The sequence below is a fragment of the Streptomyces sp. 1222.5 genome (assembly GCF_900105245.1).
GTDB classification, from domain to species: Bacteria; Actinomycetota; Actinomycetes; order Streptomycetales; family Streptomycetaceae; genus Streptomyces; species Streptomyces albidocamelliae.
Genome location: NZ_FNSZ01000001.1, coordinates 6,501,359 through 6,526,784, shown reverse-complemented (window position 1 = coordinate 6,526,784; position 25,426 = coordinate 6,501,359). Strand labels below are relative to the sequence as shown.

General features: G+C 71.0%; 27 protein-coding genes. 6 read left to right on the top strand and 21 right to left on the bottom strand.

Translation table 11 applies throughout. The features are described 5' to 3' along the window. Positions 1-17: 17 nt before the first annotated feature. From BLW57_RS29475 to BLW57_RS29465, 3 genes are all read right to left on the bottom strand, one after another. Entirely contained in the window at positions 18-1,601 is a 1,584-nt protein-coding gene (locus BLW57_RS29475; RefSeq protein ID WP_093478660.1) for a TROVE domain-containing protein, read from the bottom strand. 406 nt (positions 1,602-2,007) lie between these two features. Beyond that, positions 2,008-3,462 carry an alkaline phosphatase PhoX gene (locus BLW57_RS29470; protein WP_093478658.1) on the bottom strand — a complete coding sequence of 485 codons (1,455 nt, stop codon included), beginning with the start codon at positions 3,460-3,462 and terminating at the stop codon, positions 2,008-2,010. 357 nt (positions 3,463-3,819) lie between these two features. Then, positions 3,820-5,247, bottom strand: a complete 1,428-nt coding sequence (locus tag BLW57_RS29465) for a hypothetical protein (protein ID WP_093478657.1) — start codon at positions 5,245-5,247, stop codon at positions 3,820-3,822. A 265-nt stretch (positions 5,248-5,512) separates the two neighbouring features. On the opposite strand from BLW57_RS29465, the gene BLW57_RS29460 reads away from it, so the two are divergent. Then, positions 5,513-7,339 carry an endonuclease/exonuclease/phosphatase family protein gene (locus BLW57_RS29460; protein WP_093478655.1) on the top strand — a complete coding sequence of 609 codons (1,827 nt, stop codon included), beginning with the start codon at positions 5,513-5,515 and terminating at the stop codon, positions 7,337-7,339. Between the two features lie 6 nt (positions 7,340-7,345). On the opposite strand, the gene BLW57_RS29455 is transcribed toward BLW57_RS29460, so the two are convergent. The 5 genes from BLW57_RS29455 to BLW57_RS41565 all read right to left on the bottom strand — a co-directional run bounded on the left by BLW57_RS29455 (position 7,346) and on the right by BLW57_RS41565 (position 10,055). Then, positions 7,346-8,086, bottom strand: coding sequence for an SRPBCC family protein (locus tag BLW57_RS29455; RefSeq protein WP_093478654.1), 741 nt, complete (start codon positions 8,084-8,086; stop codon positions 7,346-7,348). 173 nt (positions 8,087-8,259) lie between these two features. Continuing rightward, positions 8,260-8,754: a DUF3618 domain-containing protein gene (locus BLW57_RS29450; protein ID WP_093478652.1), complete on the bottom strand. Its 495-nt coding sequence runs from the start codon at positions 8,752-8,754 to the stop codon at positions 8,260-8,262. Beyond that, positions 8,751-9,170, bottom strand: coding sequence for a phage holin family protein (locus BLW57_RS29445; protein ID WP_093478651.1), 420 nt, complete (start codon positions 9,168-9,170; stop codon positions 8,751-8,753). The genes BLW57_RS29450 and BLW57_RS29445 overlap by 4 nt, the downstream gene beginning before the upstream one ends. Positions 9,171-9,222: 52 nt before the next feature. Further along, positions 9,223-9,918 (bottom strand): hypothetical protein, encoded by a 696-nt coding sequence (locus BLW57_RS29440; RefSeq protein WP_093478649.1) that lies wholly within the window; start codon positions 9,916-9,918, stop codon positions 9,223-9,225. After that, positions 9,915-10,055, bottom strand: a complete 141-nt coding sequence (locus BLW57_RS41565) for a hypothetical protein (RefSeq protein WP_218138118.1) — start codon at positions 10,053-10,055, stop codon at positions 9,915-9,917. Before BLW57_RS41565 ends, BLW57_RS29440 begins: the two co-directional genes overlap by 4 nt. A gap of 166 nt (positions 10,056-10,221) precedes the next feature. Between BLW57_RS41565 and dapA the strand changes: the two genes are divergently transcribed. Next, entirely contained in the window at positions 10,222-11,127 is a 906-nt protein-coding gene (dapA, locus tag BLW57_RS29435) for a 4-hydroxy-tetrahydrodipicolinate synthase (protein ID WP_093478648.1), read from the top strand. Here the strand turns inward: dapA and BLW57_RS29430 are convergent. Next, positions 11,114-12,325: a WD40 repeat domain-containing protein gene (locus BLW57_RS29430; RefSeq protein WP_093478646.1), complete on the bottom strand. Its 1,212-nt coding sequence runs from the start codon at positions 12,323-12,325 to the stop codon at positions 11,114-11,116. The two genes, dapA and BLW57_RS29430, sit on opposite strands and share 14 nt — an antisense overlap. Then, the gene (locus BLW57_RS29425) at positions 12,322-12,879 is read right to left on the bottom strand and encodes a SigE family RNA polymerase sigma factor (protein WP_093478644.1); all 558 of its coding nucleotides are present in this window, start codon (positions 12,877-12,879) and stop codon (positions 12,322-12,324) included. The genes BLW57_RS29430 and BLW57_RS29425 overlap by 4 nt, the downstream gene beginning before the upstream one ends. 188 nt (positions 12,880-13,067) lie before the next feature. Here BLW57_RS29425 and BLW57_RS29420 point away from each other — a divergent pair, with 188 nt between their 5' ends. From BLW57_RS29420 to BLW57_RS29410, 3 genes are all read left to right on the top strand, one after another. Beyond that, positions 13,068-13,955 carry a prohibitin family protein gene (locus tag BLW57_RS29420; RefSeq protein WP_093478642.1) on the top strand — a complete coding sequence of 296 codons (888 nt, stop codon included), beginning with the start codon at positions 13,068-13,070 and terminating at the stop codon, positions 13,953-13,955. A gap of 13 nt (positions 13,956-13,968) precedes the next feature. Continuing rightward, complete coding sequence (locus tag BLW57_RS29415; RefSeq protein WP_093478640.1) at positions 13,969-14,193, top strand: cold-shock protein; 225 nt, start codon at positions 13,969-13,971, stop codon at positions 14,191-14,193. Between the two features lie 675 nt (positions 14,194-14,868). Further along, on the top strand, positions 14,869-16,089 hold the full coding sequence (locus BLW57_RS29410; RefSeq protein WP_093478638.1) for an IS110 family RNA-guided transposase: 1,221 nt from the start codon (positions 14,869-14,871) through the stop codon (positions 16,087-16,089). Positions 16,090-16,721: 632 nt separating this feature from the next. Here the strand turns inward: BLW57_RS29410 and BLW57_RS29400 are convergent. The 5 genes from BLW57_RS29400 to BLW57_RS29380 all read right to left on the bottom strand — a co-directional run bounded on the left by BLW57_RS29400 (position 16,722) and on the right by BLW57_RS29380 (position 19,866). Then, on the bottom strand, positions 16,722-17,231 hold the full coding sequence (locus tag BLW57_RS29400) for a GNAT family N-acetyltransferase (RefSeq protein WP_093478634.1): 510 nt from the start codon (positions 17,229-17,231) through the stop codon (positions 16,722-16,724). 246 nt (positions 17,232-17,477) lie between these two features. Then, positions 17,478-17,792 carry a hypothetical protein gene (locus BLW57_RS29395; RefSeq protein WP_093478632.1) on the bottom strand — a complete coding sequence of 105 codons (315 nt, stop codon included), beginning with the start codon at positions 17,790-17,792 and terminating at the stop codon, positions 17,478-17,480. Between the two features lie 154 nt (positions 17,793-17,946). After that, on the bottom strand, positions 17,947-18,933 hold the full coding sequence (dapD, locus tag BLW57_RS29390) for a 2,3,4,5-tetrahydropyridine-2,6-dicarboxylate N-succinyltransferase (protein WP_093478631.1): 987 nt from the start codon (positions 18,931-18,933) through the stop codon (positions 17,947-17,949). A gap of 73 nt (positions 18,934-19,006) precedes the next feature. Further along, positions 19,007-19,543 carry a TetR/AcrR family transcriptional regulator gene (locus BLW57_RS29385; RefSeq protein WP_093478629.1) on the bottom strand — a complete coding sequence of 179 codons (537 nt, stop codon included), beginning with the start codon at positions 19,541-19,543 and terminating at the stop codon, positions 19,007-19,009. Continuing rightward, complete coding sequence (locus BLW57_RS29380) at positions 19,543-19,866, bottom strand: DMT family transporter (RefSeq protein ID WP_093478628.1); 324 nt, start codon at positions 19,864-19,866, stop codon at positions 19,543-19,545. Before BLW57_RS29380 ends, BLW57_RS29385 begins: the two co-directional genes overlap by 1 nt. Before the next feature lie 284 nt (positions 19,867-20,150). Between BLW57_RS29380 and BLW57_RS29375 the strand changes: the two genes are divergently transcribed. Continuing rightward, positions 20,151-20,993 (top strand): AbfB domain-containing protein, encoded by an 843-nt coding sequence (locus BLW57_RS29375; protein ID WP_093478626.1) that lies wholly within the window; start codon positions 20,151-20,153, stop codon positions 20,991-20,993. Positions 20,994-21,059: 66 nt separating this feature from the next. Here BLW57_RS29375 and BLW57_RS29370 read toward each other — a convergent pair whose 3' ends face one another. The 6 genes from BLW57_RS29370 to sufD are packed head-to-tail and all read right to left on the bottom strand — an operon-like array spanning position 21,060 to position 25,398. After that, on the bottom strand, positions 21,060-21,392 hold the full coding sequence (locus BLW57_RS29370) for a metal-sulfur cluster assembly factor (protein WP_031166063.1): 333 nt from the start codon (positions 21,390-21,392) through the stop codon (positions 21,060-21,062). Further along, the gene (sufU, locus tag BLW57_RS29365) at positions 21,389-21,856 is read right to left on the bottom strand and encodes a Fe-S cluster assembly sulfur transfer protein SufU (protein WP_093478625.1); all 468 of its coding nucleotides are present in this window, start codon (positions 21,854-21,856) and stop codon (positions 21,389-21,391) included. The genes BLW57_RS29370 and sufU overlap by 4 nt, the downstream gene beginning before the upstream one ends. A gap of 18 nt (positions 21,857-21,874) precedes the next feature. Further along, on the bottom strand, positions 21,875-23,131 hold the full coding sequence (locus tag BLW57_RS29360) for a cysteine desulfurase (protein ID WP_093478623.1): 1,257 nt from the start codon (positions 23,129-23,131) through the stop codon (positions 21,875-21,877). Then, positions 23,128-23,892 carry a Fe-S cluster assembly ATPase SufC gene (gene sufC / locus BLW57_RS29355; RefSeq protein WP_093478622.1) on the bottom strand — a complete coding sequence of 255 codons (765 nt, stop codon included), beginning with the start codon at positions 23,890-23,892 and terminating at the stop codon, positions 23,128-23,130. The genes BLW57_RS29360 and sufC overlap by 4 nt, the downstream gene beginning before the upstream one ends. Positions 23,893-23,899: 7 nt before the next feature. After that, positions 23,900-24,220 carry a non-heme iron oxygenase ferredoxin subunit gene (locus BLW57_RS29350; protein WP_055514965.1) on the bottom strand — a complete coding sequence of 107 codons (321 nt, stop codon included), beginning with the start codon at positions 24,218-24,220 and terminating at the stop codon, positions 23,900-23,902. Further along, on the bottom strand, positions 24,217-25,398 hold the full coding sequence (sufD, locus tag BLW57_RS29345) for a Fe-S cluster assembly protein SufD (protein ID WP_093478620.1): 1,182 nt from the start codon (positions 25,396-25,398) through the stop codon (positions 24,217-24,219). The genes BLW57_RS29350 and sufD overlap by 4 nt, the downstream gene beginning before the upstream one ends. Between the last annotated feature and the right edge of the window lie 28 nt (positions 25,399-25,426).

Genomic DNA, 25,426 nt, shown 5'->3' with positions numbered 1-25,426 from the left:
ATGCCGGCCGTCGCGGCTCAGTGCTGCCACGGCCAGCGGGTGTCGCGGGCCGCCTCGATCAGCGGCACCATCCGGAACGCCGCGTCCGAGAGACCCCCGAAGGTGTGCCGATTGCCCGAGCCCGACGGGCCGTGGCCCGCCCGGTAGCCCTCCAGGTTCCAGGTGTAGACCGGGATCCGGTCCGGGATCTGGGCGGTCGGGCCGCCGTGCCCGCTCGGCGCGTACTGCTCGTCGGTGACGATCAGCACCCGGTCGTGCTTCTTGTAGTGCCGGCGCACCGCCGCGGTGGTGTCGGTGCCGCCCAGGTCACCGAAGCGCTCCAGGACCTTCAGCACCGACTCCCCCTTGCGGAACCTCACCTTGTCGCTGGTCGAACCGAACTGCACGAGGTCGGCGCTCGCCGCCCGCAGCGCGAGGGCGGTGCCGAAGATCGCCGCCGCGTCGGCCCGGTTGAGCTGCGAGCGCTCGGACACCGGCGACCAGAACATCGAGCCCGACCGGTCGACCAGCACCAGGGTCCGGCCCGGCAGCGCCGGCACGTTGGCCAGCGAGTGGCCGAGCGCCTGCTCCAGCGGGTAGGACCAGCGCAGCGACGGCGCGTGCTGGTAGGCGGCCAGGTAGCGGAAGGGGAACTGCCGCGAGCGTGCCACCTGCTCGGGGTCGCTGATCCGCGCGGCGACCCGGGCCGCGACCTCGTCGGACACTCCGGCCTGGTCGAAGTTGCGCAGGTTGCGGACCAGCGCCATCGCTCCCATGGACGGGATGACGGCCTCCCAGGCCGCCTTGTCCATCGGGCCCTGGAGCCAGCCCGCGAGCGCCTCCCAGGTGATCCCGGCCGCGGCCAGCCGCTCGGCGCCGCCGGGCGAGGTGACGACCGCCCGGCGCTCGGCGACCGGCAGGGCCATCAGCTCGCGGTGCGCGGTGAGCACCGGGAGCGACGCGGGCGGCACGGCGGTGTCCGGGTTGTGCCGGCGGTCGAGGGCGTACCGGAACAGCTCGCCCTGCCACGGCTTGTCCGCGTCCGGGGACGCGTGCACGAGGTTCAGGATGTCGCCGAAGCGGTAACCCTTGGTCGCGGTGTCGTACTTGAGCAGCGACTTGGCGTGGAACAGCCGTCGTACGGCATCGGCGGCACCTCGCTTGACGGGCTTGGGCACGGCGCGGCCGTACGTCGACGTCCAGTAGGCCAGCAGCTCGCCGGGCTCGTCCGGACGCTGCAGCACGGAGTCCACGACCTGCCGGTTCGACGGTCCGTCGGTCGCGCCGGCCGCGAGACGCGCGTGCACGTACTCGGCGGCGCCCACGATCGAGGCCGTCCGCATGTTGCCGTCACCGCGCAGCCAGCGCAGCAGCCCGGCCGTCCAGACCGGGTCGGTCACGGCGAGGTCGCGCACGAGGCGGGTGTACCGGTCGTCGCGGTCGGCGCCCTTCTCGTAGAAGGTGTCCTGCGAGACGAAGTTCGCCACCGCGAGCAGGAAGAGCTCGGAGCGAGGGTCGCGCTCCTGCCCCCGTCCGCCCTCGTAGGTCCGCAGGATGCGGCCGGTCGACGTGACCGCCGACTTCGGCTGTGCCCTGGTCGTACGCGTGTTGAATCGCGCCATGGTGAATTCCCCCGAATTCGTGACTGTTCGTGGCCTTTTCGGAGGGAGGCGCGACAAATGGAGGGTGCCCGAGTTCAGAAGTCGGCTGCGGACTTATCCAGATGCTCTACCGATTGAGCTACACCGACCCGGGGTCGGTGACGGGACTCGAACCCGCAACCGTCCGATCAAAGAAGTAACCGCTGCCTGCGCACCGGACACCCACCATGTGTCGCGCCTCCCGAGATCAGCTCGGCGACGGCTGTTCTTCATTCCGGGAAAGGGAAGTAGCCGTTGCCTTCGCACCGGGAGGTGCGTGAATTTCTTCGGTGTCCGGGGATCGAGGCCGGCGGCTCCCGCTCCTGGACGAACATCACTCTAGGAGGGGGCCGCGGGACGGGCGAGCGAATTAATCGCGGCGCGGGATTCAGCCCCGCTTCTGCCGCTTCCAGGGACCGGTGACGGCCAGCATGATGCCGGGGGTCTGGATGTTGGCGAACAGGGTGCGGCCGTCCGGGGAGAAGGTGACGCCGGTGAACTCGCTGTACTCGGGCTCCTCCGGGGTGCCGATGTTCAGCTCGTTGCGTGCGATCGGGTAGGTGCGGCCGCTGTCGGTGGCGCCGAACAGGTGCTGGACGCCCTCGCCGTCCTCGGCGATGACCAGGCCGCCGTAGGGGGAGACGGTGATGTTGTCCGGGCCGTCGAAGGCGCCGTCCTCGGCCGGGTCGGGGTTCACCCCGAGCAGGACCTTCAGGGTCAGGGTGCGGCGCTTGGGGTCGTAGAACCAGACCTGGCCGTCGTGCTGGACCGGGCTCTCCGCACGGGCGTAGGAGGAGACGACGTAGACGCCGCCGTCGCCCCACCACATGCCCTCCAGCTTGCGGGCGCGGGTGACCTGGCCGGTCGTGAACTGCTTGCGGACGGAGACCGTCTTCGCGTCGCGGTCGGGGACGTCCACCCAGTCGACGCCGAAGACCGTGCCGACCTTCGTGGCGCGGGAGAGGTCGTCGACGAACGTGCCGCCGGAGTCGAAGCACTTGAAGGCCTGGAGCACGCCCGCGTCGTCCGCGAGGGTGCGCAGCTTGCCGCGGCCGTGGCGGAAGCCCTCCGGCGGGGCCCAGCGGTAGAACAGGCCGTTGGGGCTGGAGGCGTCCTCGGTGAGGTACGCGTGGCCGAGCTTGGGGTCGATGACGACGGCCTCGTGGGCGTAGCGGCCGAAGGCCTTGACGGGCTTGGGGTCGCGGTTGGCCCGGCGGTCCTCGGGGTCGACCTCGAAGACGTAGCCGTGGTCCTTGGTGAAGCCGTTCTTGCCGGCCTTGTCCTCGGTCTCCTCGCAGGTCAGCCAGGTGCCCCACGGGGTGCTGCCGCCCGCGCAGTTGGTGGCGGTGCCGGCGATGCCCACCCACTCGGCGACCTCGCCGCCGTGGCGGACCTCGACGACGGTGCAGCCGCCGGCCGCGGCGGGGTCGTAGACGAGGCCCTCGGTGAGCGGCACAGGGTGCGGCCACTGGGCGCGGGCGCCGGCCAGCTCGTGGTTGTTGACGAGGAGGGTGGTGCCGCGGGGGCCGCGGAAGGTGGCGGTGCCGTCGTGGTTGGACGGGGTGAACTCGCCCGACTCCAGCTTGGTCTTCCCGCTGTAGGTGATGATCTCGTACCGGAACCCGGCGGGCAGCGCGAGGATGCCGTCGGGGTCGGGGAGCAGCGGGCCGTAGCCGACGCCGTGGTGGCCGTGTGCCGGCGCGCCGTCCGCGCTCTCGGTGTCGGTCTCCGTGGACGCGAGGGCGTTCGGCGCGGTGGCGAGTGCGCCGACGCTGCCCGCCAGGGCGACCCCGGCACCGGTGATCGCGGATTTCCTGGCGAAGTCCCTGCGGGTGAGCGACATGGTGTCTCCTGTGACGGTGGGAGTGCCGTGGAGGGTGGCGGGCCTCGGTTTCGGCGCACACGTTCCCGCCCACTTCTGAACGGGAGTTGAACGCGGGGCTACTTCGGGGGCCCGTGTTCGAGAATCCGCATGAACTGCCCCATGCCCAGCAAAAGCACCGTCCCCACCGTCCGGTGCGGCAGTCGACGCTCCCGGCCGACGCGGGGCGCCGGACCATTCCGGACGCGCCCGACCGTCAGCCGTCCCCGCCCGGCGGGACCGACGGCATCAGTCGCCGGTGCGGGCGGGGGTCCGGATCCGGCCTTCCGGCCCTCTCGCGTCCCCGGCCCCCGATCGCCGGGCCCGGGCTCCCGTCGCTCAGCCCCCCTGCTGGGAACGGGCCTTGAACGCGGCCTTCCGGGCCTCCTTCGCCACCTTCTTGTCGGGGTGCAGCCGGCCCATCGCCTCCAGCACGTCGGCGGTGGCGGGGTGGTCCACCCGCCAGGCGGCGGAGAAGAAGCCGCTGTGCTGCTCGGCCAGGCCCTCCACGAGCGCCTGGAGCTCGTCGGAGTTCCCCTCGGCCTGAAGCTGCGCGGCCACGGTGTCGACGGTCAGCCAGAACACCAGCGCCTCGGAGGGTGCCGGCACGCCGGCGGCCCCGCGTTCGCTCAGCCACACCCGGGCGAGGCCGCCCAGTTCGGGGTCGTCGAGGACCTCCCGCAGAGCGGGTTCGGCCTCCGGACCCACCAGGGACAGGGCCTGCTGGCAGCGCAGCCTGCGCAGCGGCGCCCCGAGGTCGGCTCCCCGCGCCGCGGCCAGCAACTCCCGTGCCGAGGCGAGGGGTTCGCGGCGGGCCAGCCACTGCTCGGTCTCGGCGCGGGCCGCGGACTGCCCGAACGCCGACGTGCCGTCGAGCAGCGCGTCCGCGCCCTTGTCGGCGAGTTCACCGACGGCGGGTGCCTCGAAGCCGGCCTCCAGCAGCCGCGCCCGCAGCCCGTACACGCCGAGCGGGGTGAGGCGGACCATGCCGTAGCGGGAGACGTCGGTGTCGTCGACGAGCGCGGCGGGCTCCTCGTCGGCGTCGGCCATCAGGGCCTCGTCCACCGGCCGGTACTCGACCAGTCCGACCGGCTCCAGGGTCCGGAACTGGTCGTCGAGGCGCATCATCGCGTCGGAGACCTGCTCCAGGACGTCGTTGGTGGGCTCACCCATGTCGTCCGGCACGATCATCGACGCGGCGAGGGCGGGCAGTGGGACGGGGCCCTCGCCGGGACCGTCCTCACTGACGGTCAGCAGATAGAGGTTGCCGAGGACGCCGTCGAGGAACTCCGCCTCCGCCTCCGGGTCCCAGTCGAGTGACGAGAAATCGACCTCGCCGTCCTCGTCCATGGCGGCGACCAGGTCGTCGAGGTCGGGCACGCTCGCGTCGGCGAGCACCGTCTCCAGGGCGGCGAGCCACACGGCGAGCACGTCGTGCGGGGAACCGCCGGTGAGCAGTCCCAGCTCCGCCCCCGCCCGGACGGTGCCGGCCTCCTCGTCGACGATCTCCACCAGGCCCGCGTCCACGGCGACCCGCCACGCCTCACCGGCATGGGCGACGGCGTCGTCACCGGTCAGCCCGAGGAGTTCCACCGCGGCCGGCAACTGCTCCTCGGCGAGTCCGCCGCCGGCGTCCACGCGGGTCTCGGGCCCGGCCCAGCGGGCCAGGCGGGCGGCCCGGGAGAGCAGGGGCGTGGACAGCGCGGCGTGCGCCAGCTCCGCTTCGGGGCGCAGCCGTACGGGCGGCAGGGGGGAGCTGTCTGGCATCGGCTGGTTCTCCTCGGACCGTGAACGGGCTCAGCCGCTCAGCCTAGACGGATTTCCACCCATGCAGCCCGGTTCATCTACCGGTCAGCCCGCATACATGGCCGAAACCTTGACAACTCCCGCCGTCAGGCAGGAGATTGACGCGCGTAGAAGTTGGGGGGACAACTGTTCACTCGGCTCTATGCGTGTCACAGAGGGCCACGAGCCCGACACGCTCCCGTTCCACCCTCGTCCCGGCGCTCACGCACGTCCCCGGAGGGATCCCTTGCCGAGCAGGTCTTCCGCGCGCCTCGCCGCGCTCACCGTCGCCGCCGTCTGCAGCGCGACGTCCGTCGTCGTCCTCACGTCTCCCGCGCACGCCGACTCGGTGCGCATCCACGACGTCCAGGGCACGACCCGAATATCGCCGCTGGCCGGACAGAAGGTCACGGACGTGCCGGGCATCGTCACGGCCACGCGCACGTACGGGTCCTCCAAGGGCTTTTGGATGCAGGACGCGACCCCGGACGACAACCCCGCCACCAGCGAAGGTGTGTTCGTCTTCACCAGCTCCACGCCCAAGGCCGCCGTCGGCGACTCGGTGACGGTGACCGGCACGGTCTCCGAGTACGTCCCGGGCGGCGCCTCGTCCGGCAACCAGTCGCTGACGGAGATCACCAAGCCGGTGGTCACCACCGTCTCCAGCGGCAACGCCGTCCCGGCGCCGGTCGTCGTCGACCGTGACTCGGTGCCGGACGCGTACGCGCCGGAGGGCGACACCGCCGCCGCCGGCTCGATCAACGGTCTGACCCTGGACCCGTCGAAGTACGCCCTGGACTACTACGAGTCCCTCGAGGGCATGAACGTCCAGGTCGCCGACGCCCGCGTGGTCACCGCGACGGACCCGTACAGCGAGCTGTGGGTCACGGTGAAGCCGCGGGAGCACCGCAGCCTCCGCGGCGGCACGGTCTACGGCTCCTACGAGTCGCAGAACACCGGCCGGCTGCAGATCCAGTCCCTGGGCTCCACCGCCGACTTCCCGAAGGCGAACGTCGGCGACACCCTGGAGGGCGCGACCACCGGCCCGCTGGACTTCAACCAGTTCGGCGGTTACACCCTGGTCGCCGGCCGGCTCGGCACGCTGAAGAGCGCCGGCCTGGAGCGCGAGACGACGCAGAAGCAGTCGAACCGCGAGCTGGCGGTCGCGACCTACAACGTCGAGAACCTCGACCCGTCGGACGCCACCTTCGACAAGCACGCGGCCGCGATCGTGCACAACCTGCAGTCGCCGGACATCGTGTCCCTGGAGGAGATCCAGGACAACAACGGTGCCAAGGACGACGGCACGGTCGACGCGAGCGGGACCGTGAACAAGCTGATCGACGCGATCGTCGCGGCGGGCGGCCCGAAGTACGACTGGCGCTCGATCGACCCGGTCAACGACCAGGACGGCGGCGAGCCGGGCGGCAACATCCGCCAGGTGTTCCTGTTCAACCCCGAGCGGGTGTCCTTCGTGGACCGTGCCGGCGGCGACTCGACCACCGCGGTCGGCGTCACCAAGGTGCACGGCAAGGCGCAGCTGACGGCCTCCCCGGGCCGTATCGACCCGGCGAACGCCGCCTGGGCCAACAGCCGCAAGCCGCTCGCCGGCGAGTTCGTCTTCCGCGGCAAGACCGTCTTCGTGATCGGCAACCACCTCAACTCCAAGGGTGGCGACCAGGGGCTGACCTCGCAGTACCAGCCGCCGGTGCGCAGCTCGGAGGTGCAGCGCCACGCGCAGGCGACCGAGGTGAACGCGTTCGTCAAGGACATCCTGTCCGTGCAGAAGAACGCGAACGTCGTCGCGCTCGGCGACATGAACGACTTCGAGTTCTCCGAGACCGCGCAGATCCTCGAGGGTGACGGCGAACTGTGGTCGGCGATCAAGTCGCTGCCGCGGAGCGAGCGTTACACCTACGACTACCAGGGCAACCAGCAGGTCCTGGACCAGATCCTGGTCAGCCCGGCGATCCGCCGGGGCTGCGACTTCGAGTACGACAGCGTGCACGTCAACTCGGAGTTCAACGACCAGATCAGCGACCACGACCCGCAGGTGCTGCGGTTCCGTCCGTAGCGCCGCTCAGGACCGGCTGAACACGCCGTTCAGCCAGTCCTGCCAGGCGGTCCGGTCCGCCTCGGCGTCGGCGTCCGGCGCGAAGTCGTGGATGCTGATGCCGAGCGGGGCGCCCCAGCTGCCGCGTCCGAAGAACCGGATGAGGGCGTCGCCGGTGCGCAGTCCGACGAAGTACGGGCTCCGGTAGTCGATCACCACGTCCAGGGTCCGTCCGCCGGGGCCCCGGACGGAGGTCTTCGTGCCCGCGGCCGCGTCGTCCGCCAGGCCGAGCGCGCGGCCGACGGCCGCGAGCGCCCGCGGGGTCGCCGAGGTCCGCGGGCCGTCGAGCCGGGCGAAGGCGGCCCGGCGGGGTGCGAAGTGCGTGAGGTACTCGCACAGGGTGTGCAGGTGGAAGTTGGTGTGCTTGCTCGCGCCGTCGTACTGGTTGTTCCAGTCGTCGGTGAAGATGCCGCTGTGCACGTAGCGCACCCGGGACCGGCGGCCCTCGTCGCGGGGCTCGATGGTGTGGTCGAGCAGGTTGAGCGACTGGACGCCGGGGCCGGCGTCCTCGCTGCGGTGGGCGTAGCGGTGGGGCGGGTCCCAGGCGGTCACCGTGGACCCCCCGAAGGGGCCCTTGCCGCCCACTCGGGGCTCGGGCGGGTCCATCGGCCACAAGTAACCGCCGGTTCCGGTCGTGACCGCCTCCCACACCCGCTCGGGAGGGACGTCGACCTCGAACTCGCGGACGATCTCGAATTCCTTGGACATGGCGGGGCTCCTGCTCGGCTCTCTACGGCGGGCCGTTCGGTGTCCTCGCGTCCAGCGTGCGTCCACCCTCCCGCCGAGTACTTCCTTCCGGACGGACGAAGTCTTCGGCAGGAGGGTGTCACGGGTGCTGGAAGGGCGTCCGCGGGGCCCCTCCCGGAACTCGTCGCGGAGGCTCAGCGGTGGTGCTGCCTGCGCCAGGCGATGCCGGCCGCCACCGCGGCCGCGCCCAGCACGCCGACCGCGATGATCGGACCCGGGTGGCGCGTGCCCCTGCGCACCTGCACGGCGTGCCCGGCCTTGGCCGCCCTGCCCTGCACGGCGTGCCCGGCCTTGGCCGCGCTGCCCTGGACCGCGTGTCCGGCCTTCGCCGCAGTGCCCTGCATGGCATGACCGGCCTTGGCCGCGCCGCCCTGCACCGCGTGTCCCGCCCTGGCCGCCTTGCCCTGCATGTCGTGCCCCGCGTGGGCGGCGCTCGCACGCAGCTGGACGGTCATGGCCCCGGCCTTGTCCCGCAGGTCGGCCGCCCGCGCGCGGGCCCGGCCCTTCACGTCGGCCTTCTCCATCAACTGGGCGACGGTGTCGCCGAGCTGGTGCCTTGTCTGCTCGATCTGCTGCCGCAGCTCGTCGGGGCCCTTGGCGCCCGAGCCGTGCGGGGTCCTGTGCGTCATCGGTGTGCCCTTTCCCTGATCACGTCGACGTCCGCCCTGACACTGTCGGGGGTCTCCTCCGGTGCGGGCGGGGCGGCGCGGCGCAGCCGGGCGCGTCGGGTCGCGGCCGGCACGGCGGTCACGGCGAAGAACACCGCGGCCACGGTCGGCGCCGCCACCCAACCGGGCAGCGCCAAAACGAGGGCGGCGGTGGCCGCTCCGGCCAGGACGATCAGCCCGACGTAGCCGGCCGCGCCCGCGGCGCCCAGCAGTCCGCCGCCGCGTCCGGCCCGGTGTCCCTTCTCTGCCGGCTCCTCCTTGGCGAGGGCGACCGCCTGCCGCAACGGCCGGGAGAGCTGTTCGGTGGCCCGGCCGACGGGTTCGCCCGTGGAGGGGCGTCCGTGGGCCGCGGGCCGTGCGTACTGGGTCACGGTCACGGTGCCCCGCCTCCTTTCCTACGGAACATCCGGGTACCCGGCCACAGGGCCGTTAGCCCTGGCCCCCTCCCCGGTCCCCGCTTTCCCCGAGTCGGGCGAGTTGGGTCTGGAACCAGTCGAGGCGCGCCTGCAACAGGGCTGCCTCGGCCGCGAGTTCGGGCACACCGCACTCGTCCTCGACCGCCAACCCGCCGGACGGCGCGGCTGCGGCACCGGCTCCCCGGGCCATCCGCAGCCCCTCTCCGGCCAGCCGGGCGAACCCCGCGAGCGAGACGGACGTACGGCCGCGCGCACAGCTCCCGCAGACGGGGAGCAGGACGCGCCAGCCGGGCCTGCCCCAGCCCGCGTCGGCCAGCCCGGCCGCCCCCGCACCGCAGTCGCACGGCCCGACGGTCGCCGTGCGCACCCGCTGCCGGGCGTAGCGGAAGCCGCGCTCGAAACGGATGTACGCGCCGAGGACGGACACCTCGAGCAGCACCGCCCTGCGGTACTCGGTGGTGCAGAGCAGGGCCTCGGCCGCCGTAGCGTCGTGGACGCAGTGGAAGCCGCAGTCGCACAGCCGCGCGGGCGGGCGGTGCCTGCGGCCGTAGACGCACGCGGCGTCGTCGAGCACGCCGTAAGGGAGCGCGCCGCCGAGTGACACTCCGGTGAACCCGGCCCGGGTGCCGTCCTGGGACAGCACTGGGTGGGCGATCTTGTATCCGGTCGGCGGCTCCGTGGGGCGTTCCGCCGGGAGCCGCATCCTCATCGGACGGCCGGGACCTCTTCGCGGGCCGGCTCGGCCGGTTCGGTGCGGACGGTCTCCTCGGGGAGCCGCGCATCCTCTTCGTGGACGGGCGGCCGCTCCTCGGCGACGCCGGTGGCCAGTGCCTTGCCGAGCTTCATGGTGCCTCCCATGACAGACGTCGGTGACTCTCCGGCCATAGTGACCCATGAGGGGCGAGTTGGACACAGGGCCGCTGCCCCGCCTCCTCACTCATTAGCAATGCTTAGGAATGAAGTGTAGTCAATTTAAGTAGAGCTTCATCGGGGTTGTGCCGAGACTACTCCCATGACGAGCACGCACAAGCCCGCCCCGCCCTTCGGCCGCACGCTCTGCGCGATGGTCACGCCGTTCACCGAGGACGGCGCCCTCGACGCCGACGGCGCCGCACGGCTGGCCGCGCGGCTGGTGGCGCAGGGCTGCGACGGGCTGGTCCTCAGCGGCACCACCGGAGAGTCGCCCACCACCTCCGACGCGGAGAAGGCGGACCTGATCGCGGCGGTGCGGGCGGCGGTCGGCGACCGGGTCGCGCTGGTCGCGGGCGTGGGCACGTCCGACACCCGGCACACGGTCGAGCTGGCCGTCGCCGCCGAGAAGGCCGGCGCGGACGGCGTACTGGTGGTGACGCCGTACTACAGCAGGCCGCCGCAGGAGGCCGTGGCCGCCCACTTCCTGGAGGTGGCCGACGCGAGCGGCCTGCCGGTGATGCTGTACGACATCCCGGGCCGCACCGGCACCAGGATCGAGCCGGACACCATGATCCGCCTCGCGGAGCATCCCCGGATCGTGGCCGTCAAGGACTGCTCCTACGACTTCCTCGGCACCCAGAAGGTGCTCGCGCGGACGGAGTTGGCGTACTACGCGGGCTGCGACGAACATGTGCTCGCGCTGTACGCGGTCGGCGCGGCGGGCTGCGTGAGCACGGTCGCCAACGCCGTGCCCGGGCACTTCACGGCGATCCTCGACGCTTTCGACGCGGGCGACACCGCCCGGGCGACCGCGCTCCAGCTGGCGGCGACCCCGCTGATCGAGGCGATGATGGGCGCGGGTCTGCCGGGCACGGTCACCGCGAAGGCCCTCCTCGCCCGCCTCGGTCTGCCCGCCGGCCCGCCGCGCGCACCCCTGCGGCCCGCCGGCCGGGAGACGGCCGACGGGCTGTGGGCCCGGTACGAGGAGCTGGTCAGCGCGTGGTGAACAGGGGCTCCCAGCGGCCGCCGCTGTCGTCCTTGGGCGAGCGGAAGCCGCTGAGCGGCCGCACCTTCTTGCTGCCGACGGTGACGAGGACCAGCCGCTGGTGGAACTCGTTGCCGTCGCCGCCGATGCCCCAGGCGATCAGCCGCCTGCCGTCGGCCCAGGCCAGCAGCTGCTGACCGGGCACCTTGGTGACCAGCCGCCCGGACCGGGCGTCGTGGACGGCGGAGGCGATCTCGTCGCCCCTCCCGGCGAAGTCACCGGCCGCGTACTTCCCGTCGGGCGACAGGCCGGCCTCGACCCACGGGTGCACATGCGCCTCGTTCGCGGGCGTCGGCACGTCCGCGCCGTCGAGGGTGTGGTACTTGCGGCCCGGGTCCATGCTCAGGGGTTCCCAGAGGTACTTCCCGTCGTGACTGAACTCCAGATCCGTGCGTGCGTTGAGCGCGAACGCATCGTCGTCCTTTGCGACGGGCAGGCTGTGCCACTTCCCCGTTCCCGAGGCGACGTCGATCACCGAGAACCCGGACCGGCTCGGCACCTGCTGGGGCTCGATCGTGTCGTTCACCGGGATCCGCTTGCTCCAGAAGGCGCGGTCGGGGTTCTTGCCGTAGGTGGTGACGACCAGTTTGCTCCCGTCCGGCGAGAACTTCGCCCCGCCGGCGCCCTGCGGCACCGGGATCCACCGCTCGACCTTGCCGCTCGCCAGGTCCAGCAGCCCCACGCGGGCCGCGGGCAGTTCACGCTCCAGCACGGCGGCCGTACGGGCGCCCGGCGCGACGGTCGCGAGGGCCCAGCGGTCGTCCTTCTCGTACCTGCCGGTGCCGGGGTCGAGAAGCCGGTAGGTGCGCGTGAGGATCTTGTCCTTGTTCGGCTGCTTCACCTGCTTCTGCGTGCTGTAGCCGGCCACGACGGCATCGCCCGCGCCGATCAGCTCGCGCGGCGGGGACTGGTCGGTGTGAGCCACCACCCGGCCGTCCGTGACCTGCGCCGGGCGTACGTCCCGTCCACCGCCGGTCAGTCGCGGGACGCCCACCGCGACGGCGACCACGGCCGCGGTGCCGGCGGCGGCGACGGCGATCCGGCGGGTGCGGCGGGTGCGGCGCAGCACCAGCACCCGGTCGGCGAGGTTCGTGGCCGCCGGCTGTGCCTGACCCGCGATCTCCTTCAGGGAGTCGCGTACGACGTCTTCGACATTCACGGACGCACCTCCACGGGCGAGAAGTCACGGGACGGCTGCTCGCCGGGGCCGTCGAGCGCGGCCAGTTCGGGTGCCAGGGTGCGCAGACGGGCCAGGGAGCGGTGGGTGGTGGACCGTACGGTGCCCACCGAGCAGCCCAGGATCCGGGCCACGTCGGCCTCGGGCAGGTCCTCGAAGTAGCGCAGCACCAGCACGCTGCGCTGTCGGGCGGTGAGCCGGGCCAGGGCGCCGCGCAGCACCAGCCGCAGCTCGGCGGCGGCCGGGGCGTCCGGGCCGTGCCCCGCCTCGGTCTCCGGCGGCTCGGCGACCATGACCTCCCGCCGCCGCCACTTCAGCCGCCAGCGGCTGATCTGCTGCCGGTACAGGATCCGCCGTACGTACGCCTCCGGCTCCTCGATCCGTTCCCACCGTCCGGCCGCCTTGACCAGTGCGTTCTGCAGCAGGTCCTCGGCCGCGTGCCGGTCGCCGCCGGCCAGCAGGACGGCGGTCTTCAGCAGCGCGGACGATCTACCGGCCACGAAGTGTCGAAAACTCTCCTGTGCCTGGGCATCCATCGTCACCTTCTCTGTCCCCCGGGCCTCTCGATGTCCGGGCCCTCCATACCGTCCGACGCGTCGACAGGTCCCCCGCTATGCCTGTCCCGGACGGGAATTTCGCACGGGTCGGTCACCTCAGATCGCTACGATGCGCCGGGGCCGCGCCCACGGTGGCGCGGGAACGTTCTTTCCTGAGGGGGATTCCTGTGTTCGTGCTGTCCATCCTGCTGCTCATAGCGGCGGTGGTGCTCTTTCTCGTCGGCCGCAGCCGCGACACCGCGGGCCTGAAGCTGGGAGCTGCCGTCAGCGCCGTGGCGGCCCTGCTGGCGGGCACCTTCGCCTGCGTCCATGTCGTCAGCGCCGCCGAGGTCGGCGTGCCGGTGACCTTCGGCAAGGTCGGCACGCCGCTGACCTCGGGCGTCCACTTCAAGTCGCCGTTCACCGACGTCACCACCTTCTCCACCCGCCCGGTGGACCTCGACCTCAATGAGGAGGACACCGTCGAGGTCCGCTCCTCGCAGGGCGGTGTGCTGTACGCGGACGTCACCATCAAGTGGGCCGTCGTGCCCGCCGAGGCGGTCGAGCTGTACCGGCTGGCGGGCAGCGAGGACGCCGTCGAGTCGCGGCTGGTGCTGCCGGACAGCCGCGAGATCATCCGCAACGTCTTCGCGAAGCACACCAGCGAGGAGGGGTACGCGTCCGCGCGCGAGCGGATCGGCTCGGAGATCGCCGACCTCGTCAAGGAGCGCCTGGCGCCGCGCGGGATCGACGTCACCTCCGTCAACCTGCGCAACGTCAAGCCGTCGAAGAAGCTCCAGGACCAGATCGACAAGAAGATCCAGCAGGAGCAGGCCACCGAGCGGGCCACCGAGGCGGCGCGCACGGCCAAGGCGGAGGCGGAGCGCAAGCGGATCGAGGCGGAGGGCATCGCCGCCGCCAACAAGATCATCGAGCGGTCGCTGAGCGACAAGGTCCTGTACAACCAGTGCCTCGACGCCTACAAGGAAGCCGCGAAGGCCCACCCGGTGTACGCGGTCCCGTGCGGCACGGACTCGGGCGGCACCCCGGTCATCGTGGACAACGGCAAGAACTGAGAGGGTTCCGTCCATGGTGACCGCGACTGTCCGCGAGTGGGACGACGAGGAAGGGTGGGGTGTCCTCGACTCCCCCGAGACCCCCGGCGGCTGCTTCGGGCACTACTCCGACATCCAGGCGCCCGGCTTCCGCACGCTGTCCGCCGGACAGCAGGTCGACCTCACGTGGGAAGCCCCTGGCTTCCAGCAGGACGGGTACGACTACCGCGCGGTGAGCATCGTGCCCCGGCCCGCCTGACACCCCCGGGTACCCGCGCACCGTCCCCGGCGGCGCTCACGCCCTGGGCGCCTGTAGGTGGGCTGTTCTGAATGCGATGCAGGTCAGGGAGTCCCCCTGCTCCTTGCGCCGTTTCCGGGCCGTCCTCGATGCAGCCGGCGCCCCGGAAGACGCGATCCACGGCGGCCCGGGTACGGACTTCGCTGTTCGGCTCGGCGCGGGCGCGCGCCGCCTCTGCGGCGCGGCCTGCCTCCTAATGGCGCCGTAAGTCGCTTGGCGGTGTCTCATGGCCGAGCGTCCTGGGCGGGTGGGCATGTGGTGATCCGTAGTCGCTCCTGAGGCCTGACCTCTCAAGACAGAGTCGGCCCCACATGCCTTCCCGCTCTGTGAAGCAGCGCCGGGGGTGGCGGGGCCGGTCCGCGCTCCTGCCTTCGTCCCGCGCGGTCCGGCCCCGCCACCCCCGCTCGCACACAAACAGCGGCATCGTTGGCTCTCGTGGTCCAAGCCGCCGCCAGGGAACACCTCTCACTGCTCGGCGAACGCTCCCAGTTCCGCAGCTGACCGAGACCCCTGGCGACCGCTGGGATTGCGAACGGCTAATCGGATGACGGGCCTATGAGCCCTGCCATTAGGGAGACGCGCAACCCCGCCACGGCGACCACTCCACCACCGCCACCCACCCAAGGGACATCCGCCATGACCAGCGTGTTCTGCGGCATCGACTGGGCCACCGACCACCACGACATCGCACTGCTCGACGAGGCCGGCACCCTTCTGGACAAGCTCCGCATCGACGACACCCCTACCGGCCTCAGCCAGCTCCTGGACCTGCTCGCCCAGCACGGCGACAGCCCAGAGCACCCGATCCCGGTCGCCATCGAGACCTCTCACGGACTCCTGGTCGCCTGCTTACGCGCCACCGGCAGACCCATCTACGTGATCAACCCACTGACCGCCGCCCGCTACCGCGACCGCTACGCCCTCAGCCGCAAGAAGTCCGACCACCTCGACGCCAAGGTCCTGGCCAACATCCTGCGCACCGACCCCGCAGAACACCGGCCCCTGCCCGCGGACAGCCACCTCGCCCAGGCCATCACCGTCCTGGCCCGAGCCCACCAGGACGCCGTCTGGGACCGCGTCCAAACCGGCAACCGCCTCCGCTCCCACCTTCGCGAATATTTCCCCGGCTTCCTCACCGTCTTCCGCCACTTCCGCGAAGGCCTCGCCTCACCCGTCACCCGCACCCTGCTCGCCGCGGCCCCCACCCCCACCCAGGCCGCCCAGCTCACCCGCCCGCAACTGCGAGCCATCCTGAAGAAGGCCGGACGCCAGCGCGAGATCACCGGAGAAGTCGAACGACTCCACACCCTGCTCCGCGAGCCACAGATGCACCAACCACCCACGATCGAGCAGGCCATGGGCACCAAAACCCTCGCTCTGCTCCGGCAGTTCAACGCCGCCTGCGCCAGCGCCGACGACCTCGAAGCAGCCACCACCACGGCCTTCGCCACCCACCAGGACGCCGAAATCATCACCAGTTTCCCCGGACTCGGTGCACTGACCGGCGCCCGCGTCCTGGCCGAACTCGGCGACGACCACACCCGCTTCACCAGCCCCCGCGCGCTCAAGGCCTACGCCGGATCCGCCCCAATTACCAGATCCTCCGGACGCAAGACCACCGTCCTGGCCAGGCACATCAAGAACCAGCGTCTCGCCTCAGCCGGCTACATCTGGGCCTTTGCCGCCCTCACCGCATCCCCTGGAGCACGAGCCCACTACGACCGCCGCCGCCAAGCCGAAGACCGACACGTCGCAGCCCAACGCAACCTCTTCAACCGGCTACTGGGCTGCCTACACCACTGCCTCACCCACCGCATCCGCTACGACGAGCAGACCGCCTTCCCCAGCACCGCTTGACTGATCAACCGCATCGGATGTCTGTCTTCGCCCCGGCTGGCCGCACTTGGCCAACGTCGTGCCTCATCGGGCAGGTCCACAGACTGCCCGACGCGCCGGAAGCCTACGGGGCCATGATCACTTGCCCCGAAGCAGCTCCCGGCCAAATTCGCTCCGCCGACCGCGCGCCGATGCAGAGCCTCTGAATCCTCAGCACAGCCGACAGACGCCCCCGCCATGCCGTCGAGCTGGCTCAGAAGCCGATGCCGACGACGATGTCCGCCAGGAACAGGACCGCAAGAACGGCGAGGACCGAACGCCCCAACAGTCGGGTCCGCCGCCGAGCCACGGCGGCAACCTCTTGTGCCGTCCTTCCTCGCGGGCTCGGGTGATCCCGCCATCGGCCGGTCCGTACCCAGACCACCACCAGGGCCATGAGGATGTAGCCCGTCCATTCGCCCAATCGATACGGCGTCACTTACGGGCTCCTCTCAACCGCGTGGCCGGGAGCCGGGCGTGACGGCCAGTGGACCAGCGCCTACTGGGCGGTTACGCAGCCGCAGAGGCCGTCCCTTCGGGCATCAGTCAGTGACATGCCAGACCGACGATCAGGTGAGAATGAGAGGCGCGCTTCCAGCGCGATCGCCGCGTTCTCAGGTCAGGTCAATCCTGGGGTCCATAGACCAGTGGTTAGTCTTGAAGATCTGCCCGGCGAAGGGCATATCGGTCACTGAGACGAAGCGGAAGCCGACCGAGCGGCAGATGCCGTTCGAGGCGGCGTTGCCCGTTGCCGGAAAGGCGTGCACGACTCCCCAGCGGTTCTCTTCCCGGGCCAGCTCCAGGAGAGCGCGGACCGCGCGCTTGCCGAGCCCTTGCCCTTGGAACTGAGGGAGAACCATCCAGCCGATCTCGGAGATCGGTCCGTCGTCGGTGTTGTGCGACCAGAGGGTCACCGTCCCCGCCACCACCTCGGGGGTGGCCGGATCGGGGACGATCATCTTCAACCAAGCAAGGTCGGCGGCCGCTTGCTCGGCATCCCGGCGAACCTTGGCCGCCATCTCCTCGCGCGACTGGGGGCCGCCGAGGTCGGCCATCATGACAGGATCACATCGCATCCGGACATAGGCGTCGACATCGTCCGGCGATACGTTGCGCAACCTCACTGGCTCCCCCTCGTGTCACCGAGGATCGTTGCACAGCATCAAACACGCCTACTCTCGGGCATCCGCGCCACTGGGCGAGGCCCGGGCCCGATTGGTAGGACACGCTCCAGCCCAGTTGCCTCAATGCGTCGCGGTCGTGTGCCGCATTCGTGCCGCAACTGTTGACCTGGGCAGCGGCTGCCGGAGCGACCTGGGGAACTCTGCCGCCGACCACGTCCGCCCTCCTGAAGTGGTTGTCCACCACACTCAGCGAGTCCACACCCGTTGGAACTCGTCGACCGGGCTGGCCTCAAGCGGATCCTCTTCAGGATCGATCGCTCGGTCTGTCAGGCCGCCGTGCTCGTCCTCCAGGTGCTCCCAGCTGTACCGGTGGAGCTGGCCGGCCGAGGTCAGCTCGGCCTGCTTGATGACGGTCAGCTCGCCGCGGTCGGGCACGGCCTCGATGTACCAGAGGCCGCCTTCTTCGTCAGCGTGGCGGAAGTGGTGCCGCAGGGTGGTGCTTTCGTCGAGTGCTCGGACGTACGCCGTGATCTCTGCCGCGATGCGCTCCAGGTCAGCCACGAGACCATCGTGCCAGTGGGCGCACACGGACAGAGATCGAACTTCTGAAGCGGTGCTCACGCACGAGCGCCCTCCCGGGCCGTCCTCGGGCCGTGGAAGGGCGCTCAACGGTGACCAGCACCGACAGGTGCCGACAGGTCGCGGCCGCCGGTGATCAGTTGTGGCTGTGCAGGATGTCGTTCAGGCCGCCCCAGACCGCGTTGTTCGGGCGGGCCTCGACCTTGCCGGTGACCGAGTTGCGGCGGAAGAGAATGTTGGAGGCGCCGTTCAGTTCGCGGGCCTTGACGATCTGGCCGTCGGGCATGGTGACGAGGGTGCCCGCGGTGATGTACAGGCCGGCCTCGACCACGCACTCGTCGCCGAGCGCGATGCCGACGCCCGCCTCGGCGCCGATCAGGCAGCGCTCGCCGACGGAGATGATCACGTTGCCGCCGCCGGACAGGGTGCCCATCGTGGAGGCGCCGCCGCCGATGTCGGAGCCGTCGCCGATCACGACGCCGGCGGAGATGCGGCCCTCGACCATTGAGGTTCCGAGGGTGCCGGCGTTGAAGTTGACGAAGCCCTCGTGCATGACCGTGGTGCCCTCGGCGAGGTGCGCGCCCAGCCGGACCCGGTCGGCGTCGGCGATGCGGACGCCCTTGGGGGCGACGTAGTCCGTCATGCGCGGGAACTTGTCGATCGAGGTCACCTGCAGGTGCAGGCCCTCGGCGCGGGCGTTCAGACGCACCTTCTCGATGTCGTTCACGGCGACCGGGCCGAGCGAGGTCCAGGCGACGTTCGCGAGGTGGCCGAAGATGCCGTCCAGGCTCTGGCCGTGCGGCTTGACCAGGCGATGCGAGAGCAGGTGCAGACGCAGGTACACGTCGTGCGCGTCGATCGGCTTGTCGTCCAGGGACGCGATGACCGTGCGCACCGCGACCACCTCGACGCCCCGGCGGCTGTCCGGGCCGATCGCCGCGGTCGCGCCGCCGCCCAGCAGTTCCGCCGCGCGCTCGGCGGTCAGCCGCTCGGTGCCGGCCGGGCCGGGCTCGGCGACCAGCTCGGGGGACGGGAACCAGGTGTCGAGGACGGTGCCGTCGGAGGCGATCGTGGCGAGGCCGGCGGCGACGGCGCCGGTGGTGCGGGAAGCAGAGTCGGTCATGGGAGAAAACCTAACGTGGGCGGGGTCGCGGAGGCCAACCGCCACCGGGGCGTCTCAGGTGGCGGGCGCCGGTTCAGGGGATCAGCCGAGCCAGCGCGGCGCGGGCGTACTCCTCGTCGTAGGAACCGCCCGTCAGCAGCACCTGGAGGCAGATTCCGTCCATCAGCGCCAGCAGCGCCCGTGCCGTCACCGGGTCGACCCGCGCGGCGAGCCGCTCGGCCGTCTCCTCGGTCCACCGGGCGGCGACGGGCCGCAGGGCGGGCCGGCGCAGGGCCGCCAGGTACAGCTCGTACTCCAGCTCCACGCCCGGCCGGTCGCCGCCCAGCCACTGGCCGAGGACCCGGGCGAGGCCGGCCGCGAGGTCACCGTCGGCCTCCCGCAGCACCCCGCTGTCGTCCAGCACCCCGGCGAAGCCCTCGGTGGCCTGGCAGAGGGCGGCCACCAGCAGGTCGTCCAGGGTCGCGAAGTGGTAGGTGGTGGAGCCGAGCGGTACGTCGGCCTCGGCGGCGACCGAGCGGTGGCTGAGCCCGGAGATGCCGTCCCGGCCGGCCACGCGGATCGCCGCGTCGATGATCCGCTGCCGCCGGTCGGGGTCGTAGCGGCGGGGCATCAGTGGGCCGTCCCGCCCAGGTTGAGGACCACCACTCCGCCGATGATCAGCAGGATCCCGGCGACCTTGGCCGGACTCAGCCCCTCACCGAACAGCAGCAGGCCCAGCACGGCGATGGCCGCGGTGCCCGCGCCCGACCAGATCGCGTACGCCGTGCCTATCTGCACGGTCTTCAGCGTCTGGGCGAGCAGCGCGAAGGAGACGACGTAGCCCAGCGAGGTCACGAGGGAGGGCCAGGGCCGGGTGAAGCCCTCGGTGTACTTCATCGCCGTAGTCGCGGCGACCTCGGCGGCGATGGCGCCGACGAGCAGCAGGTATCCCATGTGTACGAGCGTACACAACGGATGCGTACGGGCGTACACAACAGGGAGGTGTGGGGTGCGCATGACAATCACGCGCGACAGAGGTGTACGGGTGCGCACCGCGCAGGCGTACGAGTGCACATCATGGGAAAGTCACACTTTCGGGGCAGAGGTGTGCCGAAAGCGCCCTTCGGACGGCGCCGGGTTCACTAACGTCCACCCCTCGGCCCCCCGTCATCCGCACCTTTCACCCACCTCACCCTCCCGCCCCCGGCCGCCGTCCGGGCGGCGGTGGAGACCCACGCATGCCTGAGAACAGCCCTCTCCCCCCGGAGCAGCAGCCGGCGGCGGACGAACCGCCTCCCGGCGCTCCGCGCAGCCGCCGCAGACGGCTGCTGTGGCCCGTCGGCGCACTGGTCCTGGCGGCCGTGGCCACCGGTGTCACCGTGACCGCCGTGCACGGCAGGACCCCCGAGAGCCGGACGGCCCCGGCGGCGAACGGGGCGCCGGCCGACGGCGCACCGGCCGGCCGGGCACCGGGGGACGGCAGCCCCGACCCGCGTCCGTCCGCCTCGGTGTCCACGAAGGCGTCCGCCCCCGCGAAGGGCCGCGGGCACCCGTCCCCGGCGGCTCCACGGGCCGCCGAGTCCCCCGTCCTGCCCGCCGGCGACCCGACCCCGACGCCGGCCAAGTCCCCCTTCCGCCAGGGCGGTTCACCGAAGGCCACGGGCGGGGAGACCGCCGTGCGCTCCCTCAACCACCCGGGCGACTACTGGCACCTCAGCGGCGACGACGTGAAGATCGGCCCGCTCAGCTCCGCCGCCGCCCGCCGCGCCGCCACCTTCCGGCTGGTCAAGGGCCTGGCGAACGGCCGCTGTTACTCCTTCGCCACGGTCGGCGGCGGATACCTGCGTGTTCGGGACGGCCTCCTTCGCGCCGGAGACGACGACGGATCACGGGCGTTCGAGCGGGACGCCACCTTCTGCCCGCGCCCGTCCGCGTTCGCCGGCGGGACCTCGCTGGAGTCGGCCGCCCACTCCGGCCGCTTCCTGCGCCACGACGGCTCCCGGCTGCGGCTGGACCCGTACCGCAACACCGACCCCTACCGGGCGGACTCGGCGTTCCTGCTGGTGGACAAGCCGGTCTGAGCACACGGAAGCGGCGGCACCCTCCCGGGTGCCGCCGCTTCCGTCACGTTCGGGTACGCGGTGTTCTCAGACGTTGAACCCGAGCGCCCGGAGCTGCTCGCGACCGTCGTCCGTGATCTTGTCCGGACCCCACGGCGGCATCCAGACCCAGTTGATGCGGAGCTCGTTGACGAGGCCGTCCGTGGCGGACTTGGCCTGGTCCTCGATGACGTCCGTCAGCGGGCAGGCCGCCGAGGTCAGAGTCATGTCGATCGTCGCGATGTTCGCGTCGTCGATGTGGATGCCGTAGATCAGGCCGAGGTTGACGACGTCGATGCCCAGCTCGGGGTCGACGACGTCGTACAGCGCCTCGCGGAGTTCTTCCTCCGAGGCCGGCTTCATCTCAGCGGTCTCGCTCATGCCGTCTTCCTTTCGGCGTCGGCGCCACCCAATGCCTGGGCCGTCGCGTCCTTCCACGCCATCCAGCTCAGGAGGGCGCACTTGACCCGCGCGGGGTACTTGGAGACACCGGCGAACGCGACCGCGTCCTCCAGCACGTCCTCCATCGCGTCGTCCGGCTCGATCCGGCCCCTGGACTGCATCAGCTCCAGGAAGGTCTCCTGGATCTTCTGCGCCCGGGCCAGGTCCTTGCCGACCAGCAGCTCGTTCAGCACGGAGGCGGAGGCCTGGCTGATGGAGCAGCCCTGTCCCTCGTAGGAGACGTCCTCGATCGTCGTGCCGTCGTACTTCACGCGGAGAGTGATCTCGTCGCCGCACGTCGGGTTCACGTGGTGCACCTCGGCGTCGCCATCCCGAAGACCACGCCCGTGCGGGTTCTTGTAGTGGTCCAGGATGACTTCCTGGTACATCGAATCCAGCTTCACGGTTTCAGCTCACGCCTCTCAGCCGAAGAAGTTCCGTACGTGCTCCAGCCCCTCGACCAGTGCGTCGATCTCACCGGGCGTGGAGTACAGATAGAACGACGCTCGCGTGGTCGCAGGAATTCCGTAGCGGAGGCAGACCGGCCGCGCGCAGTGGTGGCCGACCCGGACCGCGATGCCCTGCTCGTCGAGGACCTGGCCCACGTCGTGCGGGTGGATGTCACCGAGCGTGAAGGAGATCGCGGCGCCGCGGTCCTCGGCCGTGGTCGGGCCGATGATCCGCAGGTCCGAGACGTCCGCCAGGCGGCGTACGGCGTACTCCGTCAGCGCGTGCTCGTGGGCGAGGATCCGGTCCATGCCGATCGCGTCCAGGTAGTCGATCGCGGCACCGAGACCGACGGCCTGGGCGATCGGGGGCGTACCCGCCTCGAACTTGTGCGGCGCCGGGGCATAGGTCGAGGAGTGCATCGAGACGGTCTCGATCATCTCGCCGCCGCCCAGGAACGGGGGCAGGTCCTCGAGCAGCTCCTGGCGGCCCCACAGGACGCCGATGCCGGTCGGGCCGCACATCTTGTGGCCGGTGAAGGCGACGAAGTCGGCCTGGAGGGCCTGTACGTCCAGCGGCATGTGCGGGGCGGCCTGGGAGGCGTCGATGCAGACGAGGGCGCCGACCTCCTGGGCGCGGCGCACTATCGCCTCGACCGGGTTGACCGTGCCCAGAATGTTCGACACCAGCACGAAGGAGACGATCTTCGTCTTCTCCGTGATGATCTCGTCGATGTTGGACAGGTCGAGCCGGCCGTCGTCGGTCAGGCCGAACCACTTCAGCTTCGCGCCCGTGCGCTGCGCGAGCAGCTGCCACGGCACGATGTTGGAGTGGTGCTCCATCTCGGTGATGACGATCTCGGTCTCGTGGTCCACGCGGTAGGGCTCGTCGGCCCAGCCCAGCATGTTGGCCACGAGGTTGAGCGACTCGGAGGCGTTCTTGGTGAAGATCACCTCGTCGCGGCTCGGCGCGTTGATGAACGCGGCGACCTTGTCGCGCGCGCCCTCGTACAGCGCCGTGGCCTCCTCGGCGAGCACATGCACACCGCGGTGGACGTTGGCGTTGTAGCGCTCGTAGTACTCGCTCAGGGCGTCCAGCACCTGGCGCGGCTTCTGCGAGGTCGCCGCGTTGTCCAGGTACACGAGCTTCTTGCCGTCGTGGATCAGTCGGTCCAGGACGGGGAAGTCCTTGCGGATCGCCTCGGTGTCGAGGAGGCCCGGCAGCTGTGTCACGCGGATACGCCACCCTTCGTGTACGACTCGTAGCCCTCGTCCTCCAGCTTGTCGGCGAGCTCGGCACCGCCGGACTCGACGATCCGCCCGCCGGAGAAGACGTGGACGAAGTCGGGCTTGATGTAGCGCAGGATGCGCGTGTAGTGCGTGATCAGCAGGGTGCCGACCTCGCCGGTCTCGCGGACGCGGTTGACGCCCTCGGAGACGATGCGGAGCGCGTCGACGTCCAGGCCGGAGTCGGTCTCGTCGAGGATCGCGACCTTCGGCTTGAGCAGCTCGAGCTGGAGGATCTCGTGGCGCTTCTTCTCACCGCCGGAGAAGCCCTCGTTGACGTTGCGCTCGGCGAAGGACGGGTCCATGTTGAGGCGCTCCATGGCCTCCTTGACCTCCTTCACCCAGGTACGCAGCTTCGGGGCCTCGCCGCGGATGGCGGTGGCGGAGGTGCGCAGGAAGTTGGAGACCGAGACGCCGGGGACCTCGACCGGGTACTGCATCGCCAGGAACAGGCCCGCGCGGGCGCGCTCGTCGACGGACATCTCGAGGACGTCCTCGCCGTCGAGCAGCACGGTGCCGTTGGTGATCGTGTACTTCGGGTGACCCGCGAGCGAGTAGGCGAGAGTCGACTTGCCGGAGCCGTTGGGGCCCATGATGGCGTGCGTCTCGCCCTGCTTCACGGTGAGGTCGACGCCCTTGAGGATCTCCTTCGTGGCGTTGTCGGCCTCGACGGTGACGTGCAGGTCTCGGATTTCAAGCGTTGCCATGGGTGCCTCAGGACTCCTGGGTGAGGGAGACGAGCACGTCGTCCCCTTCGATCTTTACGGGGTATACGGGGACGGGGCGGGTGGCCGGGAGGCCGGACGGCTTGCCGGTGCGCAGGTCGAAGGCGGAGCCGTGCAGCCAGCACTCGATCTGGCAGTCCTCCACCTCGCCCTCGGAGAGCGAGACGTTCGCGTGGGAGCAGATGTCGTGGATGGCGAACACCTCCCCCTCGGTCCTCACGACCGAGACCGGCGTGCCGTCGAGTTCCACCCGCTTGGGGGTGTCCTCCTCCAGCTCGCTCAGTCCACAGGCGCGTACGAAGGTCGTCATGCGACCGAAGCCTCCAGCTCCTCCTCGATCTTGGCGAGCAGGCGCTCCTCGATGTCGGTGACGCCGATCTGCTGGACCAGCTCGGCGAAGAAGCCGCGGACCACCAGGCGGCGGGCCTCGTACTCCGGGATGCCGCGGGCCATCAGGTAGAAGAGCTGCTCGTCGTCGAAGCGGCCGGTCGCGGAGGCGTGGCCGGCGCCGACGATCTCGCCGGTCTCGATCTCCAGGTTCGGCACCGAGTCGACCCGCGCGCCGTCCGTGAGGACCAGGTTGCGGTTCATCTCGTACGTGTCCGTGCCCTCGGCCTTGGCCTCGATGAGCACGTCACCGATCCACACCGCGTGGGCGGCCTCGCCCTGGAGCGCGCCCTTGTAGACGACGTTGGACTTGCAGTGCGGGGTGTTGTGGGTGACCAGCAGGCGGTGCTCCTGGTGCTGACCGGCGTCGGTGAAGTACAGGCCGAACAGCTCGGCCTCGCCGCCGGGGCCGGCGTACTCCACGCGCGGGTGCAGACGGACCACGTCGCCGCCGAAGGTCACGACCACGGACTTGAAGGAGGCGTCCCGGCCGATCAGCGCGTTGTGCTGGGCGACGTGGACGGCCTTGTCGTCCCAGTCCTGGACGGAGACGACGGTCAGCTTGGCGCCGTCACCGAGGACGTAGTCGACGTTGGCCGCGAGAACCGCGTCACCGGTGTGGTCGATGACCACGACGGCCTCGGCGAAGGCGCCCAGCTCGATCACCTGGTGGCCGAAGGCGGTACCGCCCTGGCCGTGCACCGCGATGCGGATCGGCTCGGTGAGGACGGTCTCCTTCGGCACGGTCACGACCGAGGCCTGCTCGAAGGCGGCGTACGCCTGCGCGGCGACGCGGTCCACGGGGGTGGCCCTGCCGAGCCGTGCGTCGTCGCGGCCGACGGCCTCGACGGTGACGCCTTCGGGGGCCTGCACGTCGACCTTCACACCGTCACCGGTGGCGACGGCGGTGCCGTCGTGGAGTCCGCGCAGCCGCTCCAGCGGGGTGAACCGCCACTCCTCCTCACGGCCGTGCGGGACCGGGAAGTCCGCCACGTCGAAGGACGGGGGCGCGCTCATGCGCGAGACGACGGTCGACTCCGCGGCGACCGCGATCGAGCCGGCGGTGGTGCTGCCCACCGGGATGTTCTGAGCCTCAGCCATGGCTGTCGTATTGCTCGCTTTCTCAGGT

Coding starts and splice junctions, on each gene's coding strand:
- BLW57_RS29470 (WP_093478658.1), bottom strand. CDS start 3,462: ATGTCGCTCACCCGCAGGGACTTCGCCAGGAAATCCGCGATCACCGGT.
- BLW57_RS29465 (WP_093478657.1), bottom strand. CDS start 5,247: ATGCCAGACAGCTCCCCCCTGCCGCCCGTACGGCTGCGCCCCGAAGCG.
- BLW57_RS29350 (WP_055514965.1), bottom strand. CDS start 24,220: ATGACGACCTTCGTACGCGCCTGTGGACTGAGCGAGCTGGAGGAGGAC.
- sufD (WP_093478620.1), bottom strand. CDS start 25,398: ATGGCTGAGGCTCAGAACATCCCGGTGGGCAGCACCACCGCCGGCTCG.
- BLW57_RS29385 (WP_093478629.1), bottom strand. CDS start 19,543: ATGCCCCGCCGCTACGACCCCGACCGGCGGCAGCGGATCATCGACGCG.
- sufC (WP_093478622.1), bottom strand. CDS start 23,892: ATGGCAACGCTTGAAATCCGAGACCTGCACGTCACCGTCGAGGCCGAC.
- BLW57_RS29415 (WP_093478640.1), top strand. CDS start 13,969: ATGGTGACCGCGACTGTCCGCGAGTGGGACGACGAGGAAGGGTGGGGT.
- BLW57_RS29450 (WP_093478652.1), bottom strand. CDS start 8,754: ATGACGCACAGGACCCCGCACGGCTCGGGCGCCAAGGGCCCCGACGAG.
- BLW57_RS29475 (WP_093478660.1), bottom strand. CDS start 1,601: ATGGCGCGATTCAACACGCGTACGACCAGGGCACAGCCGAAGTCGGCG.
- BLW57_RS29440 (WP_093478649.1), bottom strand. CDS start 9,918: ATGAGGATGCGGCTCCCGGCGGAACGCCCCACGGAGCCGCCGACCGGA.
- dapD (WP_093478631.1), bottom strand. CDS start 18,933: ATGACCGACTCTGCTTCCCGCACCACCGGCGCCGTCGCCGCCGGCCTC.
- BLW57_RS29410 (WP_093478638.1), top strand. CDS start 14,869: ATGACCAGCGTGTTCTGCGGCATCGACTGGGCCACCGACCACCACGAC.
- BLW57_RS29380 (WP_093478628.1), bottom strand. CDS start 19,866: ATGGGATACCTGCTGCTCGTCGGCGCCATCGCCGCCGAGGTCGCCGCG.
- BLW57_RS29370 (WP_031166063.1), bottom strand. CDS start 21,392: ATGAGCGAGACCGCTGAGATGAAGCCGGCCTCGGAGGAAGAACTCCGC.
- dapA (WP_093478648.1), top strand. CDS start 10,222: ATGACGAGCACGCACAAGCCCGCCCCGCCCTTCGGCCGCACGCTCTGC.
- BLW57_RS29425 (WP_093478644.1), bottom strand. CDS start 12,879: ATGGATGCCCAGGCACAGGAGAGTTTTCGACACTTCGTGGCCGGTAGA.
- BLW57_RS41565 (WP_218138118.1), bottom strand. CDS start 10,055: ATGAAGCTCGGCAAGGCACTGGCCACCGGCGTCGCCGAGGAGCGGCCG.
- BLW57_RS29455 (WP_093478654.1), bottom strand. CDS start 8,086: ATGTCCAAGGAATTCGAGATCGTCCGCGAGTTCGAGGTCGACGTCCCT.
- BLW57_RS29375 (WP_093478626.1), top strand. CDS start 20,151: ATGCCTGAGAACAGCCCTCTCCCCCCGGAGCAGCAGCCGGCGGCGGAC.